This window comes from Prosthecobacter vanneervenii, from assembly GCF_014203095.1.
GTDB classification, from domain to species: Bacteria; Verrucomicrobiota; Verrucomicrobiia; order Verrucomicrobiales; family Verrucomicrobiaceae; genus Prosthecobacter; species Prosthecobacter vanneervenii.
This window is the reverse complement of sequence record NZ_JACHIG010000005.1, coordinates 181,640-197,614: the sequence shown is the minus strand read 5'-3', so window position 1 is coordinate 197,614 and position 15,975 is coordinate 181,640. Positions and strand designations below refer to the sequence as shown.

Genomic DNA, 15,975 nt, shown 5'->3' with positions numbered 1-15,975 from the left:
TGAGTTGGCCGAAAAAGAGGAAAGAGGAGGAAAAGGAGCAGAATAACGGGCTGGCGTGACACTCTTCTACGTCAGCCGCCCGCAGTTGGGAAACAATTCGTCATGCCGTCTTTCTCACCCGTGCCGGAATCTCACGTCCTTGATCTTGGCATCGGGCAGCTTTTCCTGCAGGCGGCGGAGGATTTTCACCTTTTCCTGCATCAGCGCATGGTGCGCGGTGGGCTGGAGCAGGCGCACGGTCAGCACGCCGCGCTCAAAGGTGTCCGGGCGGGTGAGCTTGAAGAGAAAGGCCCCCACGATCTCCTGCCAGGCGGCCAGGATGTCCTCCAGCTTCACGCGATTGGCCAGCCCGGCCTGGGCTACGATCTGCGCGGCCAGGTTTCCCACCATCAGGGTCGGCAGGTCCATCAGCGGCCCGTCCTCCACCCCCCGCCATTCGGCGATGAGGTTGTGGCGCCGGCGCATGGCGGCGGTGGGCTTGCGGTGGTCCATGGGCGGCATCCTAGACGGCAATCGGCGCATGCTAAATCACAAATTTCAAATCTCGCATTCCTTCGGGGCGTTGTTAATGGTGCCTCTTTCCTACCCGCCCCCCCAACCCCCCGCCGATTTTCCCAGCCATGTCCGTCGCCACCGCCACTCCCCCTGCCGCCGTCCCCACCGAGCACACCGACCCCGTGAACGCCCAGATCCTGGCCGTGAGCGAGGACCGCATCAAGGGCTTCACCCCCACGCCGTTTCAGGACATCGCCGAGGGCTGCGGCCTGCCGCTGGAGACCGTGGTGGAGCGCATCCGCGCCATGCTGCGCGCAGGCGTGATCCGCCGCGTGCGCCAGACCCTGCTGGCCAACAAGCTGGCCGAAGGCGCGCTGGTGGCCTGGAAGGTGCCCACCGAAAAGCTGGAGGCCGCCTTTGAGTTCCTCTTCAAAGAAGACCCCTTCTCCGGCCACGTGGTGCTGCGCTCCACCGACCGCGAGGTCAGCGGCAGCGACTACCGCCTGTGGACCACCCTGAAGGTGCCGCAGGATCGCAACATCAATGACCACTGCGATGTGCTGGCCCGCCTGATCGGCGCGGAAAACTACTACACCATGCAGGCCCACGGCATCTTCGCCCTCGGCGTGGGCCACGTGCGCCGCAAGACCATGGAACCCGGCGAGAAAGCCGACGAGCCCGCCAAGATGATGACCACCAACATCGCCGAGCTGGACGAGGAGGAGTGGAATGTGCTGCTGCATCTCAAAGGCGACCTGACTCCCGAAGAAGTGGGCCCCAACCCCTGGGAAGGCCGCGCCAAGGCCGCCGGTGTCTCGCTGGAAAAATTCTGCGAAGTGGCGAAGCGTCTGGACAAAAAAGGCGTGATCGGCCGCTTCTCCACCTTCCTGGAGCATGTGAAGCCCAGCGCCGCAGGCGTGCGCGTCACGCGCTTCAATGCACTCTTCCACTGGAAGGTGCCCAAGGGCATGGAAGAACGCGCCGGTGGCGAGGTGGGCCGCCACCCCATCATGACCCACTGCTACTGGCGTGAAGGCGGCGACCGCTTTGCCAATGTGAACATCATGGGCGTCATCCACGGCACCGACAAGGAAACCGTGCTGGCGCACAAGGCCGCCATCGACAAGCACCTGGCCGATGTGGGCATCCCCCTGGAATACACCAACGTCTTCTGGGGCGGCCGCAGCGAGATCAAGCCCAGCGAGATCTCCCCCATCGTCTTCAAGGAATGGCACGCCAAGTGGAAGGATGTGGCAGGACCTGTGGTCTAAGTGACACCGCTGCGTTTGATCTCATGAGATGAACCCTGCGCCTGTGCACAGGGTCTGGAGTTGTTTCGCGGGCTGAACATGAAGAGCTTTTAATCTGCTTTCCCGCGTGGTTGCAGATTGATTCATGGCAGGTGATCCATGAAACGAATCCTCTTCCTTTCCGTCTTGCTCCTGCGTGCTGAATGGCCGTCTCTCGCGGAGAATCCCAATGCGGCCGCTGACTTCACCATCAACACCACGGTCGTCACGCAGAGCCCTGACCGCTACGGCACAAACATCGCGATCAACGGCTTTCCAGACTACAACAACAAGGCCATGGACCCGGGCTTTGAGCCGTTCGTGCTGCGCAAGATGGGCACGGCCACGGGCGGCGGTGCGGACTACCTGATCAATGCCGCAAATGCCACGACCACGGTGTATGACCTGCTGGGAGACGGTTTCTTCGACGGTGCAGGCATCCGGGTGTATCGCGTGGTTGGCGGGCAGGTGACGCTGCTGCGCACGGGGACGATCTCGCAATACATCGGCGGCTTCAACCGGCTGATCAGCAACCGGCTCACGAGCACCACCTTTCATGATGGCGGGCTCGTCGCGGGAAAAACGTACTACTACACGGTGCGGGCCTACGATTCGTCCGGCAACACCTCGGGAAACTCCAATGTGCAAAGCATCGTGGCGCTGGCAGGCGGCGGCGTGGCGGATGCGGTGACAGGCACGGTGACACAGACGGTCACGGACTCCACCGCCCCTGCGGCACCGACGGGGCTGGTGGCCACCGCCAATGCCAATGGCACGGTGACGCTGACCTGGAATGCGAACAGCGACCCCGATCTCTATGGCTACTGGGTTTACCGCGCGGAGTCAGATCCGGCGCTGCACAATCGCATCTACCTCAGCGGCAGCGGTGCCACGCTGGCGGCTGGGGATGTTTACATCATCGACTCCAATCCGGACAATGTGCCGATGAACAAGATCAGCCCCCGGGTGCAGAGCTTTTTCAATGGCAATGACACCTGGCGCGAGGTCGGCACAGGGGCGACGAAGATGCGCGACAGCAGCACGACCTGCCCGGAAAACGGAGGCAGGACAAGCATGAAGCTCAGCGCCAGCGGGGCAGGTGAAGTCAGCGTGCGGCAGTTCCGCCTGGCCGCGCCAGATGGCTACTACGGCGCGCTGGCACCTAATACCACCTACTGTGCCGAGGTGTGGCTGAAGCAGCAGGGCGTGCCCGGTGGTGCTGTGACCTTCCGGCTCACGGGCCCCTACAGCGGCATCTCAAACACCTGGACGGGCGTCTCCGGCACCTGGCAGAAGTACAGCTGTCAGTTCACCACGTCGGGCAGCTATCCCATCCAGAGCCAGGGCACCTCGGAGATCGTGCTGGCCTTCACCGGGCCGGGCGATGTGTGGATGGACAACTTCTATCTCTATGACCCGACGAAGCCGAAGTTTGAGCTGCGTGCGGAGGCAAAGCAGCAGCTGGTGGATTTCTCGCCAGGCTGGATCCGCTCCCACACCGGCCACACGGACGCGACGTGGGGATCGACCATGGAGGACTGGACGAATGAAGACGCGCTGGCGCAGAATCAGTTTGCGAACGGTGGTGGCCGCTCGCGCCCGGAGCAGCCCTACCATCTGCCCTTTATGCTGCAGCTGGCCAAGGACAGCGGCGCCAATCCCTGGCTCATCGTGGGCAGCTACATGAGCGAGCAGGAATGGGCCAATCTCATGGAATATCTCGCCGGTCCGGCGGGCACGCCGTATGGGGACAAACGCATCGCCCAGCGCGGCGGCAACACCACGCCGTGGACTGCGGAGTTTCCACGGCTGCGCATCGAGTATGGCAATGAGATGTGGAACCCGGCCTTTGAGTGGGGCCTGGGCGGCGTGGCGAACGGGCAGTTTGCCGAATACTTTTTCAACCAGGCGCGGCAGAGCCCGTACTATGCGGCGATCGCGGGAAAGGTGGATTTTGTGCTGGATGGCCAGCTGGTGTCCGCAGCCACGAATGGCTACGCCGCCTCCGGCATGCAGGTGGCACCGGCAGCAGGCGCGCCGGGCCGCCTGGCCACGTATGCAAACCTCGCGATGTACATCGGCGGCTGGGATGCGAACATCATCATCGGCGGCGGGCAGGTGAATCCCGCAGGCTTTGCCGACTACCTCATGTATTCAGGCACGTATGGAAAGTACTGGTTTGATCAGCAGGCGCAGACGCGGGACACGATCACCGCGCAGGGGCGGGCCTACAGGCTGGGCAACTACGAGTGCGGACCCGGCTACGGTCTGCCCAGCGGGGGCAGTCTTTACAACCCTGTCTCAGAGGCGTATGGCAAGTCTCTCGCCGCCGGCGTGGCCACGCTGGACTGTTTTCTCTATGGCACCTGCAAGCGTGTGGATCCGCAGTGCTACTTCACACTGCAGACAGGCGTGAACTGGGCCTCCCACGCCTACCTGAACAACGGCAACCACCCCTATGCCAGCTGGCTGGCGCTGCAGATGAGAAACCGCTACGCCAGCGGCGACATGATCGCCACCTCGATCAACACGGTGCCCACGCATGACCAGCCTGCGTGGATCAATTCGACCAACGGCGGCGTGGCCGCACCCGCCGCGCCCAGCACGCCGCTCACGGCATGCTACGCCTTTCGCGATGGTGCCAAATACTCCGTCTTTGTGCTCTCACGCAAATACAGCGGCGACACACCCGTGACGCTGCGCCTGCCCTTCAATGCCGTCTCCAGCGCCACGCTCTACAAGCTCACCGGCGCGCCCGACGCACGCAATGACCAGGGAGTGTACAACATCCAGGAGCAGCAGCAGACGGTGACTGACTTTGCGCAAAACTACGCCTTCACCCTGCCCGCGAGCTCCGCGTATCTCTATGTCTTCAATGGCGCGAGCACCGTGACGGAGACGAACCCTGCCTGCACCATCACGCAGGCGCTGGCACAGGCCGACCCCACCTCCACGCAGAGCATTTCTTTCAACGTCCACTTCAGCCAGCCGGTCACCGGCTTCACCGCGAGTGATGTCATCGTGGGTGGCACCGCCGGCGCAAACACCGTGACGGTGACGGAGATCGCGCCGAATCTGGGGACGGATTTTCAGGTGGATGTCATCGGCATGACCAACAGCGGCACTGTGACCATCGATGTGCCGGCCAACGCCGCCTTCAATGCCAGCGCACAGGGCAGCATGGCTGCGTCAGTCATCGACAACAGCGTGCAGTTCAACCTGGCACCGTTCGTCGCGTATGAGGATTTCAATCTTGCGCCATCCAGCGCCCCCACGGCTCCCTTCCTGAATGCCGTGGGCACCGGTGCGGGCTTTGCCGCCGGGTGGCAGGTGACGAACTTTAACGCCGCCACGTATGGGGACGGCTACAAGCTCGCCACCACCACGCCGCTCTCCTATCTCAATCTCCGCCGCACCGGCAGCTATGCCGCAGGCGGCAAGAGCTTTGATGTGGCCGCACGCCAGCTGGATGTGGACAACACCTTCGCCTTTTACAAGATCGGCGGCAGCTCGCCATCCGCCATCGGGCGCAGCGGCACCACGCTGTGGATGAGCGCGCTGTTTCGCAAAGACACCGCTGACAGCAACCGCCTGCTGCTCTTCACCCTGCCCACCACCAGCAACCTCAGCGTGGGCGGCAGCAATCTCGGCCTCGGCTTCTGCGGAGACATCCCGGCGGTGTCCATGGTCGGCAGCACGCGCTACTGGTCCCTGCAGGTGCGCAATGCCGCGAACAACGGCTTTGACTGCGTTCGCAGCAATGTGCCCGTCGTCTCAGGGCAGACCGCGCTGCTGGTGCTGCGGTGCTCGTTTGGTGCCACGGATGCCTTTGATCTCTTCGTCAATCCGGCCTCCCTGGGCGGGGCCGCGCCAGCCACCGCCGATGCCAGCTGGACCACCACTGGCGTGACGAATATCAGCATGGCCATGCTGGGCTACAGCGGCGGCACCACCGGAACGAACCAGTCTGGCATCGACGAGATCCGCTTCGGGCAAAGCTTTGCCGATGTGACTCCGGCCTTCACGCCGGTCGAGTCGTGGCGCATGACGTATTTCGGCGCAGCCGCAGCCAGTGGCAGCGCCGCCGATCTGGCCGATCCCGACAACGACGGTGCGCCCAATCTCCTGGAGTATGCCCTGGGCTCCCTGCCGATGAACTCCAGCGTGCGCAATGCCCCGCTGCCCGCCACCACCGCTGTCAATGGCCAGGATTACCTCACGCTCAGCGTGCCCTGGAACACCGCCGCCACGGATGTGACCTTCACCGTCGAAGTCTCCGGCGATCTCGTCACATGGAATTCCGGCCCCGCCTACACCACGGTCGTCAGCACCGGCAGCAGTCTCATCGTCCGCGACAACACCCCCATGACCGCAGCCGTGAAACGCTTCATGCGGCTGCGGGTCGCGCGGTGAGGAGTGCCGTTTCATGCAGGCTGGTGCGACAGATGGTGGCAGGCTGACTGAAGATCATCATCATTCCTCGCAGAGCCGTGTTTTAATGCACTGTCGTAGGATGGGTGTGGCGACAGCCCGCCCGTCCCTCAGCGCACGGCCACCGCCATGTGCCTGCGAGCGGCCTGTGCACTCCCGTGATGGAGCGTGCTGTCAACGCCATGGCGTACGCGCACGCTCGTGGTCGGGCGGTTTGGCGGAGAGGGCCCGGGAGCCAGGAGAACTCCCGACGCCAAACACACCCCAACCTACTTCCCAGCAAGCCCGCCTGCCTTGCGGGCTCAAGCTCACTCACTCCCCTTTGGCATTCAGATACCGCAACTGCAGCCTCTCGCCTTTCTGCAGCGAACGGAATATCCATTGTTCGAGGCTCTTCCGCTCGCGCAGAGCCTGGAGCACGGCGCGGGCGATGGCGCGGTCATTGCTGCTCTCGGGCAGGAAGTTGTTCCAGAGGGAGGTGCTGCGCTTCAGCGAGAGATTCAAGATTTCCGTCTTCTTCCGGCCATCGACACAGCCGGTCACAGTGGCGTGGACGGGATTGGGCCATGTGTGCGGGATCAGGCCCAGCGTGAGAAACGTGGCAAAGAGGTCCATACCACACTGTGGAATGTGCCTGATGTGATCCACGCTGGAAAGCGTAAAGCCGTCCTCCGTGCAGCCGGTGATGTAGCTGGCCACACGAGCCTCCTCGCTGCCGTCCTTGGGCGTCGGCGCGTGCTTCCTCGGCAGCCTGGGCGCGGAGGAGTTACACACCAGCCGGGTGGCGCACGACGGCATGAGGAGCGGCAGAAGCAGGGAAAGGAGCAGCAGGCGGGGCTTCATGAAGAGGTCTTTGTCGGGTATCCTGCAGCAGTCCTACTTCCTCCCCACCTTCTTCGGAATCGCAATCGTCACGGAATAGGTGTCTGCGCCATTGGGGGCGTCGTCAAAGTAGAGCACGAAGCCGTCGGGCGTGGGCTCCAGGGCCACGAGGTCGCGGCCTTTGCGTTTGGTGATGGTGGCGTGGGGAAGGTCCAGCGAGGCGTATTGGGACCACCGAGCGGGGGTCTTGCGTGGGTTATACCACGGACTGCCATCAAAGACCATGTCATCCGGCTCGGACCAGTGGCGGTGCACCCACTGTACGCCTGCCGGGCTGAAGGTGAATTTTTCGCTGCCGTCGATCAGGCCGGAGATGGTCAGGTACTCATAGTGATCTGCCGGTGGCTGGGGCGTGGTGCAGCAGGAGGTGGAAAAGAGCAGCGCCAGAGCGCATGCGGAGGCGAGGAGGGGCTTCATGGAGTGTGAGGATGAATGGGGTGGGAGGTTACCCTGCGGCTGTTTCCGGAGACACTGGCACAGCGTCTGCCGCAGGGGCTTTCTGCGGGCGTCTTCCCGCGTAGCGGATGCAGGAGGACCACCTCTGGGCTGGCAGTTCCACATACCGCCAGAGCAGCCAGGCTGCACCGATGGACACGGCCAGCGCGGCCAGCATGCCCGGCATGAAAAGAAACAGCCAGTGAAAGAGGTGCTGCTCCGCCAGCAGCAGCACCGCCAGGAATGCCACCGCCGCAAAGGCACGCAGCATGTCCACCACCGGGAGTCTGGGAGGGGTGGAGTTCATGCGTTTCAGGTGGTCACCCTGCAAGACTCACGTGCATCGAGGCATGCGCTTTCTCGCCCTGAACGAATGAAGTCTTTTCTGAACATGACTTAGTCTATTGAGGGGCTTTGAATCCGTGCAACCATTGTACGCAGCACGTTGGATGGCGCGCTCCAGTCAGGCTGGAGTCTTATCTTGGCTCAGCTCGTTGTGCAAGGGAGAGGTATTGTGGCTGCCACTGTCTTACCGAGGACAATCTGTCCCTCACTCCGCGAGCGCATACCAAAAGGGACGCTTCTTACAGCCTCGGCTTCTCGGGCTTGATTGGCGCATCTGCTGAGCGCACGCCTTTCACCTGGGTCTTGCGTTTGAAGACCTTGTCGCCGTTGCAGGCGTAGAGCTCGTCGAAGTTTGAGCCGCCGAAGACCACATTGGCCAGCCACTTGCGCTGGGGCTTGGCGATGATGCCGTTCACGCGCCCGGCCTGGTCGCAGAACTGGATGCCGGCGTGGGTGGTCACGTAGAGGCGGCCTCTGCTGTCCAGCGTCATGCCATCAGCGCCGCTTTCCATCAGGCCATCGACGATGCGGAGGTGGTGGTAGGGCTGCTTGGCGGTAAGCGTGCCGTCAGGTTGGATATGGTAGCTCCACACAAACTGGCCGCGCATGTCGGCCACCAACAGCAGGCTCTGGTCGGGTGAAAGGCGGATGCCATTGGGGAAGGCGATGCCGCTTTTGTCATTGGTGTCCACCACGCTCTTTTCGCCATTGGGCTTGATGAGCCAGACCTGCTTGTGCGGCGGATCGGTCACGTAGAGATTGCCGTTTTGGCCGATGCAGAGGTCGTTGGACTCAATGCCCTCGGCGATGACGCTCATCTTACCGGCTTCATCGTAGGCGACGATCTGCTTGTTCCCGTTCGCGCAGGCGAAGAGGCGGCCATCGGGGCCAAACATGAGGCCATTGGCCTTGCCGGTGTTTTCCGCGAAAACGCTCACCGTGCCGTCCAGCGCCACCTTGTGGATGCGGCTGTTGGGGATGTCGGTGAAGAAGACCTCTCCCTTCGCATTCGCCGCCGGGCCTTCGGTGAAGCCGTAGCCCTCTCCCACGAGCTGCCATTCGCTACCAGCTCCCAGTACTTCCATCACCGGAGCGCGTGAGCCTGTGCCCTTGGTCACCGCCTTGGGCCAGTCCTTCCAAAGCCAGCGCATGGCATCGGGGAAAATAGCGGTGGCATGCTTGCCATTGTGGCCGCCGTCTCCCCACACGTGATTCACTTCATAGCCTGCGAATTCAAAGGCGGAGAGCATCTCCTGGTTGGCCAGGAACCAGTTGCCGCCGGTGCCGTTCGCATCATTGCTGCCGTCTTGCAGAAAGACGCGCAGGGCCTTGGGCTCGGCTTTGCGAATCATCACCGGGTAGTCATTGCCGCCGCGCTGGTCCACGTAGGTGCCGATGCTGCTGAACACGCGGCTGAAGGCCTCGGGGCGCTCCCAGGCAGCGGTGAAGGCGGCGATGGCCCCGCTGCTGCTGCCGCCGATGCTGCGGTCATTGCCATCGTGCGAAAGGCGGATGGGGCGGCCGTCCGGCAGCGTGATCTTTTCCACCTCAGGCAGCAGTTCTTCCAGGATGAAGCGCGCGTAGTTCTCGCCCAGGCCGTCGTATTCCACGCTGCGGTTGTAGCGGTCCAATTGTGTGGCGGGATCTCCCGACGGCACACGGCCATGCATGACGAAGACGCCGATGATGATGGGGATCTCTTTTTTGGCGATGAGATTGTCAAAGACCACAGGCGCGAGGTTTTGGATGCCGTCCTGGTTCACATGCACACAGGCGGGCTTGTCGGGAGTGTATTGCTTGGGCACGTACACCCAGTAATCGCGCACGGTGCCGGGGAAGATTTTGCTGTTTTTGAATTCAAACTTCAGCACATCGCCTTTCGGCACGCCTTCCTGAGGTTTGGAGTCGGGGCCGGGCTGGTAGTCGTCTGCCGCAGAGCAGAGAACCGGGGAGAGAAGGGAAAAAACGAGAGCGAGCAGGCGGGTCGGGTGCATGGCGTGGAGTCTGAAAAATGCGGCGGGTGATGTCAAAGAAACATCCGGGCTGCAAGCGGGCAAAAGTGGGCCATGATATACGCGTGGATTCAGCATCTCCTCTCTTCGACCAACTCATTCTCCATTTTGATCCCGTGCCGCATGACGGCCCCTGGAACATGGCGGCCGATCAGGCCTGGCTGGAGCTCAGCGAGGTGCCCGTGCTGCGGGTGTATCGCTGGACGGAGCCCACGGCGACCATCGGCTACGCGCAGAGTCTGGCAAAGCTGGGCGATTCGCTGCCGCGCTGGCCGGTGGTGCGGCGCTGGACGGGAGGCGGCGTGGTGCTGCATGACAACGACTACACCTACTCGGTCATCGTGCCTGCGGTGCATCCGTGGTCGCAGACCAATCCGCTGGAAAGCTACCGCCTCATCCATGAGTCGCTGGCGCGTGCGCTGTGCGACGGCAGCCGGCTCGCAGGCATGGAGGACCTGATCGAGGCGCCGTTTTGTTTTGTAGCTCCCGCCATGCATGATGTCATCCGTGACAAGGTGAAGGTGGCCGGGGCAGGGCAGCGGCGTGGCAAGCTGGGGCTGCTGCACCAGGGCAGCGTGCAGCAGGTGACGCTGGGCGATGACTTCTGGCCGCGCTGGGCGGCACAACTGGCCAAAAACGTGCTCGTTCATTCCGAGATGACTCCTGCAATGAAAGAGCGAGCCGATGAACTGACGCAGAAGCGCTACAGTCTGCCTTCTTGGCTGAATGAAAGGGAGGATGCGCTGTGAAGACGCTGGTCTTTGTGTACGGCACGCTCAAGCGCGGTGGCAGCAATCACTCGTGGATCGAGAAGCAGCAGTTTGTGGCTGAGGCGCGCACGGCACCGAAGTATCGCATGTATGACCTGGGCGGTTACCCTGGGATGGTGCGGGATGACAACGGCCTCTCCATTGAAGGCGAGGTGTGGAGAGTGGACGAGGCGGGTCTCGCCCACCTGGATGTGCTGGAAGACACTGACGGAGGCGAATACGAACGCGTCAAGATGGAGCTGGCAGGCGAGTGGACAGCCCAGTGGACAGCCCAGTGTGTGGAGGGGTACATCTACCTCCGCAGTGTTGAAGGCAGGCCCGAGGTGGGCGTGTGCTGGTGAAAAGAACGACTGGCACTCCTGCCTGTCGGCGAGAGCGTGCGATATGGGCGAGATTGTCCGTGCTACAGTTGGCTTGGCAGGCGTGATGTATTTCCAAAGTATAGACTGCAGAGCCTGCAAATGACCCAGCGTTGGCGGAGCGGATAGGTAGCGCGGGCAATCTTGCCCGCAGAGAGTGCTCTACACTGGCAAGTTTGCCTGTGTTAAAGCTGACTTCTAAGTGAGCAGTCGTTTTGAGCATTGGAGGCAGGCGCGATATTGAGGGGCGCTGCTACTGAATGCGATGGGCCGGGCTTTACGGGCAGGATTGCCCGTGCTACTTCAGATCATTCATGCTCTCCATCGGCCCGAAAGATTTTGTGCCTTTTGACTGGGATGCTGTCGCTCCGGGTTATCAGAGAAATCTTCCTCATATCACCCAGCCGGGTGTCATTTACTTCATTACATTCCGGCTGGCGGATGCCGTTCCTGCACATGTGGCAGCACGGTGGAGGCAGGAAAGAGATGCCTGGATGCAAAGTCATCCCAAACCGTGGGGTGCGCAGGAGGAAGCCGACTTCAGGCGATTGTTCACCCGCAGGATGGAGCGGTGGATGGACGCCGGGCACGGTTCCTGCCTGCTCCGCCAGCCCATTCACCGCGAAGAGATGCAGCGCTGTCTCCTGCACGGTGATGCAGTGAACTACGTCCTCGGTGATTTCGTCATCATGCCAAATCACGTGCACATGTTGTTAAAACCGAAGTTTTCCGAACAGCTTCAGATCCTCCTACGTCCCATCAAAGGAGTGAGCGCACGTAACATCAATCGAGCCTCGGGCGTTACGGGCACCTTGTGGCAGGGCGAATCCTTCGACCATATCATGCGCAGCTTGGACCAATTGGAGCGTGTGCAGGAATATATCCGCCATAATCCAGTCAAAGCGGGGCTGAGACCGGACGAGTTTACTTATGTCCAGCGCTGGCAGGTCATGAGGTAGTGCGGGCAATCCTGCCCGCAAAGAGCGCGCCCAACACGGGCAGGATTGCCCGTGCTACTACACTCAGCTGGCCCCAAAGAAGCCGCCCAGTTTGCGGATGCGGGTGGGGTGGCGGAGTTTGCGGAGGGCTTTCGCCTCGATCTGGCGGATGCGTTCGCGCGTGACCTGGAACTGCTTGCCGACTTCTTCGAGGGTGCGACCTGCACCGTCTCCGAGGCCAAAGCGCTGCTCCAGCACTTCGCGTTCGCGCGGGCTCAGGGTGTCGAGCACATCGCGCAGCTTGTCGCGCAGCAGGTGCATGGCGGTCAGCTCCATGGGGTTGCTGGCCTCCTTGTCCTCGATGAAGTCGCCAAATTCGGTGTCGCCTTCGCTTTCGCCCACCTTGGCCTGCATGGAGACGGGCTGCTGGGAGAGGCGCAGCACGGCGTTCACACGTTCCACAGGCAGATGGATTTCCTCGGCGATTTCCTCCGGAGTCGGATCGCGGCCCAGCTCCTGCAGCAGCTGCTTGTGCACGCGCATGAGCTTGTTGATCGTTTCGATCATGTGCACCGGGATGCGGATGGTGCGCGCCTGGTCCGCGATGCTGCGGGTGATGGCCTGGCGGATCCACCAGGTGGCGTAGGTGCTGAACTTGTAGCCGCGCTGGTACTCAAATTTTTCCACCGCACGCATGAGGCCCATGTTCCCTTCCTGGATGAGGTCGAGGAAGGACAGGCCGCGATTGGTGTACTTTTTGGCGATGGAGATGACGAGGCGCAGGTTGGCTTCGATCATCTCCGTCTTGGCGCGGGTGGAGTCGGCCACGTGCTTGAGCGTGTCGGTGATGAGCGCGCGGTAGTCGGCGGCGGTCATCCAGGAGTCGAGCTCAAAGCTTTTGATGGCTTCCTGGGCCTCGGTGCTGCGCGGTTTGTCCTTGAGGCTGCGTTCCAGATTGCCGAGTTCGCTCAGCTTCTGCTGCAGCAGCGTGACGAAGTCCTCGCTGATCTTGGTTTTGAAATAAAACTTCTCGCAGGTGCGGAAGAAGGTGGTGCGGAGGGTCTCAAATTCCTCCTGGGCGGCTGGGCGCTTGCGCGGGCCGGCCTCGATCATGGCGGTGAAGGCCTTGGTGGTCTTTTCGTGAATCTCACGCGCCTGATCCAGCAGGGGCTTGAGCTTCTTGAAGTAGGCGTCGCGCTCGTCGGCCTTGCGGTCGCTCACGAGGCGGTCAAAGCGCTCCACGCCGGTGCTGAGCGCCTCGGCAAACTGCAGGTAGGCCTGACCGATGAAGCCGATGGTGTGCAGACATTGGCGGAGGCTGAGGTCCGCCTTCTCGATGCGCTTGGAAATGTGGATTTCCTGCTCGCGGGTGAGCAGGGGCACCTGGCCCATCTGGCGGAGGTACATGCGCACCGGGTCGTCAAAGACGTCCAGCTTGGCGGTGGCGGCCTCGCGCTCGGCGGCGATGCGCTCACGGGCGGCGGACTTGGACGCGATGCCGTCCACGTCGTCGGTGATCTTGATCTCCATCGCGCGGAGGCGCGTGATGAGGGCGTCCATCAAATCCGGGGTGACGAAACCGGCAGGCAGGGCCTCATTGATGTCGTCCCAGGTCAGGTGATCGTGCTCGCGCGCGGTGCGGATGAGGTCGCGCAGGCGGGCCTGCACGTCCGGAGAGTGGATGTCGTCGTGGGTGATGCTGGCCAGCTGGGCCAGACTGCCCGGCTGCCCCCCCTTGGGCGGACGGCCACGGCGGCGCTTGAGAGGCTGGCCATCCGGGCCGATCTGCACGGCGGGCTGCTCTTTGGGCGGGTGAATGCGCGGTCTGCCGCGGCCACGTTTTGCCGGGGCGGCAGCATCGTCAGCAGCCGCAGCGGCAGCCTTGGCGGCGGCGTTGCGAGAATGGGATCCGTTGATAGGGTTTTTGGAGACGGCCATACAAACCTCGGTGGGGGTCCACGCCTGCGGTCAGGGGGCGAAACTATTCGGGGTGGGTTTCGTGCGGTCAAGGCAATCTTTGTGCCGGGCGGTGAGTTCCCGGATCTGCTCCCAGAGGTGGGAAATTTCACTTTCGGAGAGGTTTGGAGCCCTCAATTTGGCGTTCACGCTCTGGAGGCGATTCTGCAGCCGGACCAGCTCCAAGGTGTCCAGCGCCCGTTTGGCATCGGCGAGCCCGGAGGGTTCCGGGGTGCCGGGACGGCGAGAGCGGCTCTGCAGCTGGGCCAGCGCCGCCTCCTGGTGGCGCTCCAGCCCGGCCATAAAGGCCAGTTTTGACGCCTCCTCCACGGGATCATGGCGGCTGCGCACCAGCAGGGCCAGCAGCTCGGTGCCGGGCACCTCATTGAGAAGGTCTCCGCAGTCGGCCTCTTCCCGCAGCCAGTACATCACCTCGGCGTCAGCCAGGGCCATCTGGCAGAGGGTCACGGCGGTGCGGTGCTGGGAGGCGAGGAGTTTTTTGGCCTCATCCACCACATTGGCCTGTGAGGGGGCGGCGTCTTTGGCACCTGCCGGGGCGTTTTTAGCCTCCTTGGCGGCCCGGTTGACCATGGCCGTGAGCTGTTCCTCGGAGATTTCCAGCAGCTTGGCCACCTTGTTCACGGCTGTGATACGCTGGGCCACTCCGCTGAAAATGCTGATGGCGGATGCCACCTGCTCCGCCATGCGCACGCGCTCCACCATGCTGTCAGACTTGGCACTGGCACGCAGGCGGCGGATCTGGTACTCCAAAAAGTCTGTGGCACCACCCAGCACGGTCTGCAGCGCCTCGGTGCCCTGCTTGCGCAGCAGGGAGTCGGGGTCTTCTCCCTGAGGCAGGGCGGCCACCTTCACCGTCAGGCCGATGGGGGAGAGGATCTCGAAGGCGCGCTCGGCCGCTTTGTAGCCCGCGTTGTCGGAGTCGTAGCAGAGCACCACTTCATTGCATACGCGCTTGAGCAGCTTGGCATGCAGCTCCGTGAAGGCGGTGCCTTGTCCGGCCACCACGTTTTGGAATCCGGCCTCATAGACCATGATCATGTCGATCTGCCCTTCGCATACGATGGCCTCGCCAGCCTTGGAGATGGCGCGCTTGGAGCGGTCAAAGCCGAAGAGCACCTTGCTTTTGCTGAAGAGCGGCGTCTCGGGGGAGTTCAGGTACTTGGCGGTCTTGGCGTTCGGGTCCAGCACACGTCCGCTGAAGGCGATGACATCGCCATGGTCATTGCGGATCGGGAACATGAGCCTGTCGCGGAATCGCGGGTAGGTGCCCCGGCGACCGGAGTCTTCATCGGCCTGAACAAAAAGGCCCGCCTCCACCAGCACGCTCTCGGGGATGCGCGCTTGTGAGGCCCACTCGCGGAAAAAGGCGCTGTTTCCTGGTGCGTAGCCCATCTGCCAGTTTTTGGCCACCTGCGATGAAATGCCGCGTGATTTCAGGTAATCGCGCGCTGGAGCGGCGATTTTGTGTTTCATGAGCAGCAGGTGAAACCACTCCGCGATCTCGCGGTGCGCACGCAGCAGCAGGCTGCGGTGCTTGGCCTCGGCCTCGGCGTTGGCATCCCACACTTCCTCCTCAATGCGGATGCCCGCCGCATCTGCCAGGCGCTTCACCGCCTCCACAAAGGAGAGGCCGTCGTGCTCCATGACGAAACGGATCGCGGTGCCGCCCGCACCACAGCCAAAGCAGTGGTAGGTGTTGCGCGAGGGGCTGACATTGAAGGAGGGGCTCTTTTCATTATGGAAAGGGCACAGTCCGATAAAATTCGTTCCCGCCTTGCGCAGCTTCACGGAACGGCCCACCAGCGCCACGATATCCGTGGCGGCAATCACTTGCTGGATGGTTTCTTCCGGGATGCGCGACATGTCTGGGAAAGTGTTGAGCCGGGGCGAGCCCGCAACTGTGGATGCGGTTGTATGCTGAGTTCCAAAGCCCCGCTGAAGTTGCGAGCCATGGCATGACAAGTCATCGGTGCAGAGGCGCTACAGTTATTTCTTTATTCGAATTAAAGTTTCGAGCCAGTCCGGGTTCGGGTCCTGTTTAC

The 15,975-nt window shown here is 62.4% G+C and carries 12 protein-coding genes; 5 read left to right on the top strand and 7 right to left on the bottom strand.

From position 1 onward, the window contains the following. Nucleotides 1-114: 114 nt before the first annotated feature. Nucleotides 115-492 carry a DUF721 domain-containing protein gene (locus HNQ65_RS13075; RefSeq protein ID WP_184339992.1) on the bottom strand — a complete coding sequence of 126 codons (378 nt, stop codon included), beginning with the start codon at nucleotides 490-492 and terminating at the stop codon, nucleotides 115-117. 128 nt (nucleotides 493-620) lie between these two features. On the opposite strand from HNQ65_RS13075, the gene HNQ65_RS13070 reads away from it, so the two are divergent. Further along, the gene (locus tag HNQ65_RS13070; RefSeq protein ID WP_184339991.1) at nucleotides 621-1,766 is read left to right on the top strand and encodes an Lrp/AsnC family transcriptional regulator; all 1,146 of its coding nucleotides are present in this window, start codon (nucleotides 621-623) and stop codon (nucleotides 1,764-1,766) included. Between the two features lie 138 nt (nucleotides 1,767-1,904). Beyond that, nucleotides 1,905-6,197, top strand: coding sequence for a hypothetical protein (locus tag HNQ65_RS13065; protein WP_184339990.1), 4,293 nt, complete (start codon nucleotides 1,905-1,907; stop codon nucleotides 6,195-6,197). Nucleotides 6,198-6,527: 330 nt separating this feature from the next. Here the strand turns inward: HNQ65_RS13065 and HNQ65_RS13060 are convergent, their stop codons facing one another. The 4 genes from HNQ65_RS13060 to HNQ65_RS13045 all read right to left on the bottom strand — a co-directional run bounded on the left by HNQ65_RS13060 (nucleotide 6,528) and on the right by HNQ65_RS13045 (nucleotide 9,871). Further along, a complete protein-coding gene (locus tag HNQ65_RS13060; RefSeq protein WP_184339989.1) occupies nucleotides 6,528-7,058 on the bottom strand; it encodes a hypothetical protein in 531 nt (176 codons plus the stop codon). Between the two features lie 33 nt (nucleotides 7,059-7,091). After that, the gene (locus HNQ65_RS13055) at nucleotides 7,092-7,514 is read right to left on the bottom strand and encodes a hypothetical protein (protein ID WP_184339988.1); all 423 of its coding nucleotides are present in this window, start codon (nucleotides 7,512-7,514) and stop codon (nucleotides 7,092-7,094) included. Nucleotides 7,515-7,542: 28 nt separating this feature from the next. After that, nucleotides 7,543-7,839, bottom strand: coding sequence for a hypothetical protein (locus HNQ65_RS13050; protein WP_184339987.1), 297 nt, complete (start codon nucleotides 7,837-7,839; stop codon nucleotides 7,543-7,545). Between the two features lie 277 nt (nucleotides 7,840-8,116). Beyond that, nucleotides 8,117-9,871: an SMP-30/gluconolactonase/LRE family protein gene (locus HNQ65_RS13045; protein ID WP_184339986.1), complete on the bottom strand. Its 1,755-nt coding sequence runs from the start codon at nucleotides 9,869-9,871 to the stop codon at nucleotides 8,117-8,119. 83 nt (nucleotides 9,872-9,954) lie between these two features. Here HNQ65_RS13045 and HNQ65_RS13040 point away from each other — a divergent pair, with 83 nt between their 5' ends. The 3 genes from HNQ65_RS13040 (at nucleotide 9,955) to HNQ65_RS13030 (ending at nucleotide 11,977) form a co-directional block, all read left to right on the top strand. After that, on the top strand, nucleotides 9,955-10,638 hold the full coding sequence (locus tag HNQ65_RS13040; RefSeq protein WP_184339985.1) for a lipoate--protein ligase family protein: 684 nt from the start codon (nucleotides 9,955-9,957) through the stop codon (nucleotides 10,636-10,638). Beyond that, nucleotides 10,635-11,000, top strand: coding sequence for a gamma-glutamylcyclotransferase (locus HNQ65_RS13035; protein ID WP_184339984.1), 366 nt, complete (start codon nucleotides 10,635-10,637; stop codon nucleotides 10,998-11,000). The genes HNQ65_RS13040 and HNQ65_RS13035 overlap by 4 nt, the downstream gene beginning before the upstream one ends. Before the next feature lie 332 nt (nucleotides 11,001-11,332). Then, nucleotides 11,333-11,977 carry a transposase gene (locus HNQ65_RS13030; RefSeq protein WP_184339983.1) on the top strand — a complete coding sequence of 215 codons (645 nt, stop codon included), beginning with the start codon at nucleotides 11,333-11,335 and terminating at the stop codon, nucleotides 11,975-11,977. 63 nt (nucleotides 11,978-12,040) lie between these two features. Here HNQ65_RS13030 and rpoD read toward each other — a convergent pair whose 3' ends face one another. Then, nucleotides 12,041-13,894, bottom strand: coding sequence for an RNA polymerase sigma factor RpoD (gene rpoD, locus HNQ65_RS26970; RefSeq protein ID WP_184339982.1), 1,854 nt, complete (start codon nucleotides 13,892-13,894; stop codon nucleotides 12,041-12,043). A 30-nt stretch (nucleotides 13,895-13,924) separates the two neighbouring features. After that, entirely contained in the window at nucleotides 13,925-15,796 is a 1,872-nt protein-coding gene (gene dnaG / locus HNQ65_RS13020; RefSeq protein ID WP_184339981.1) for a DNA primase, read from the bottom strand. Nucleotides 15,797-15,975 lie beyond the last annotated feature (179 nt).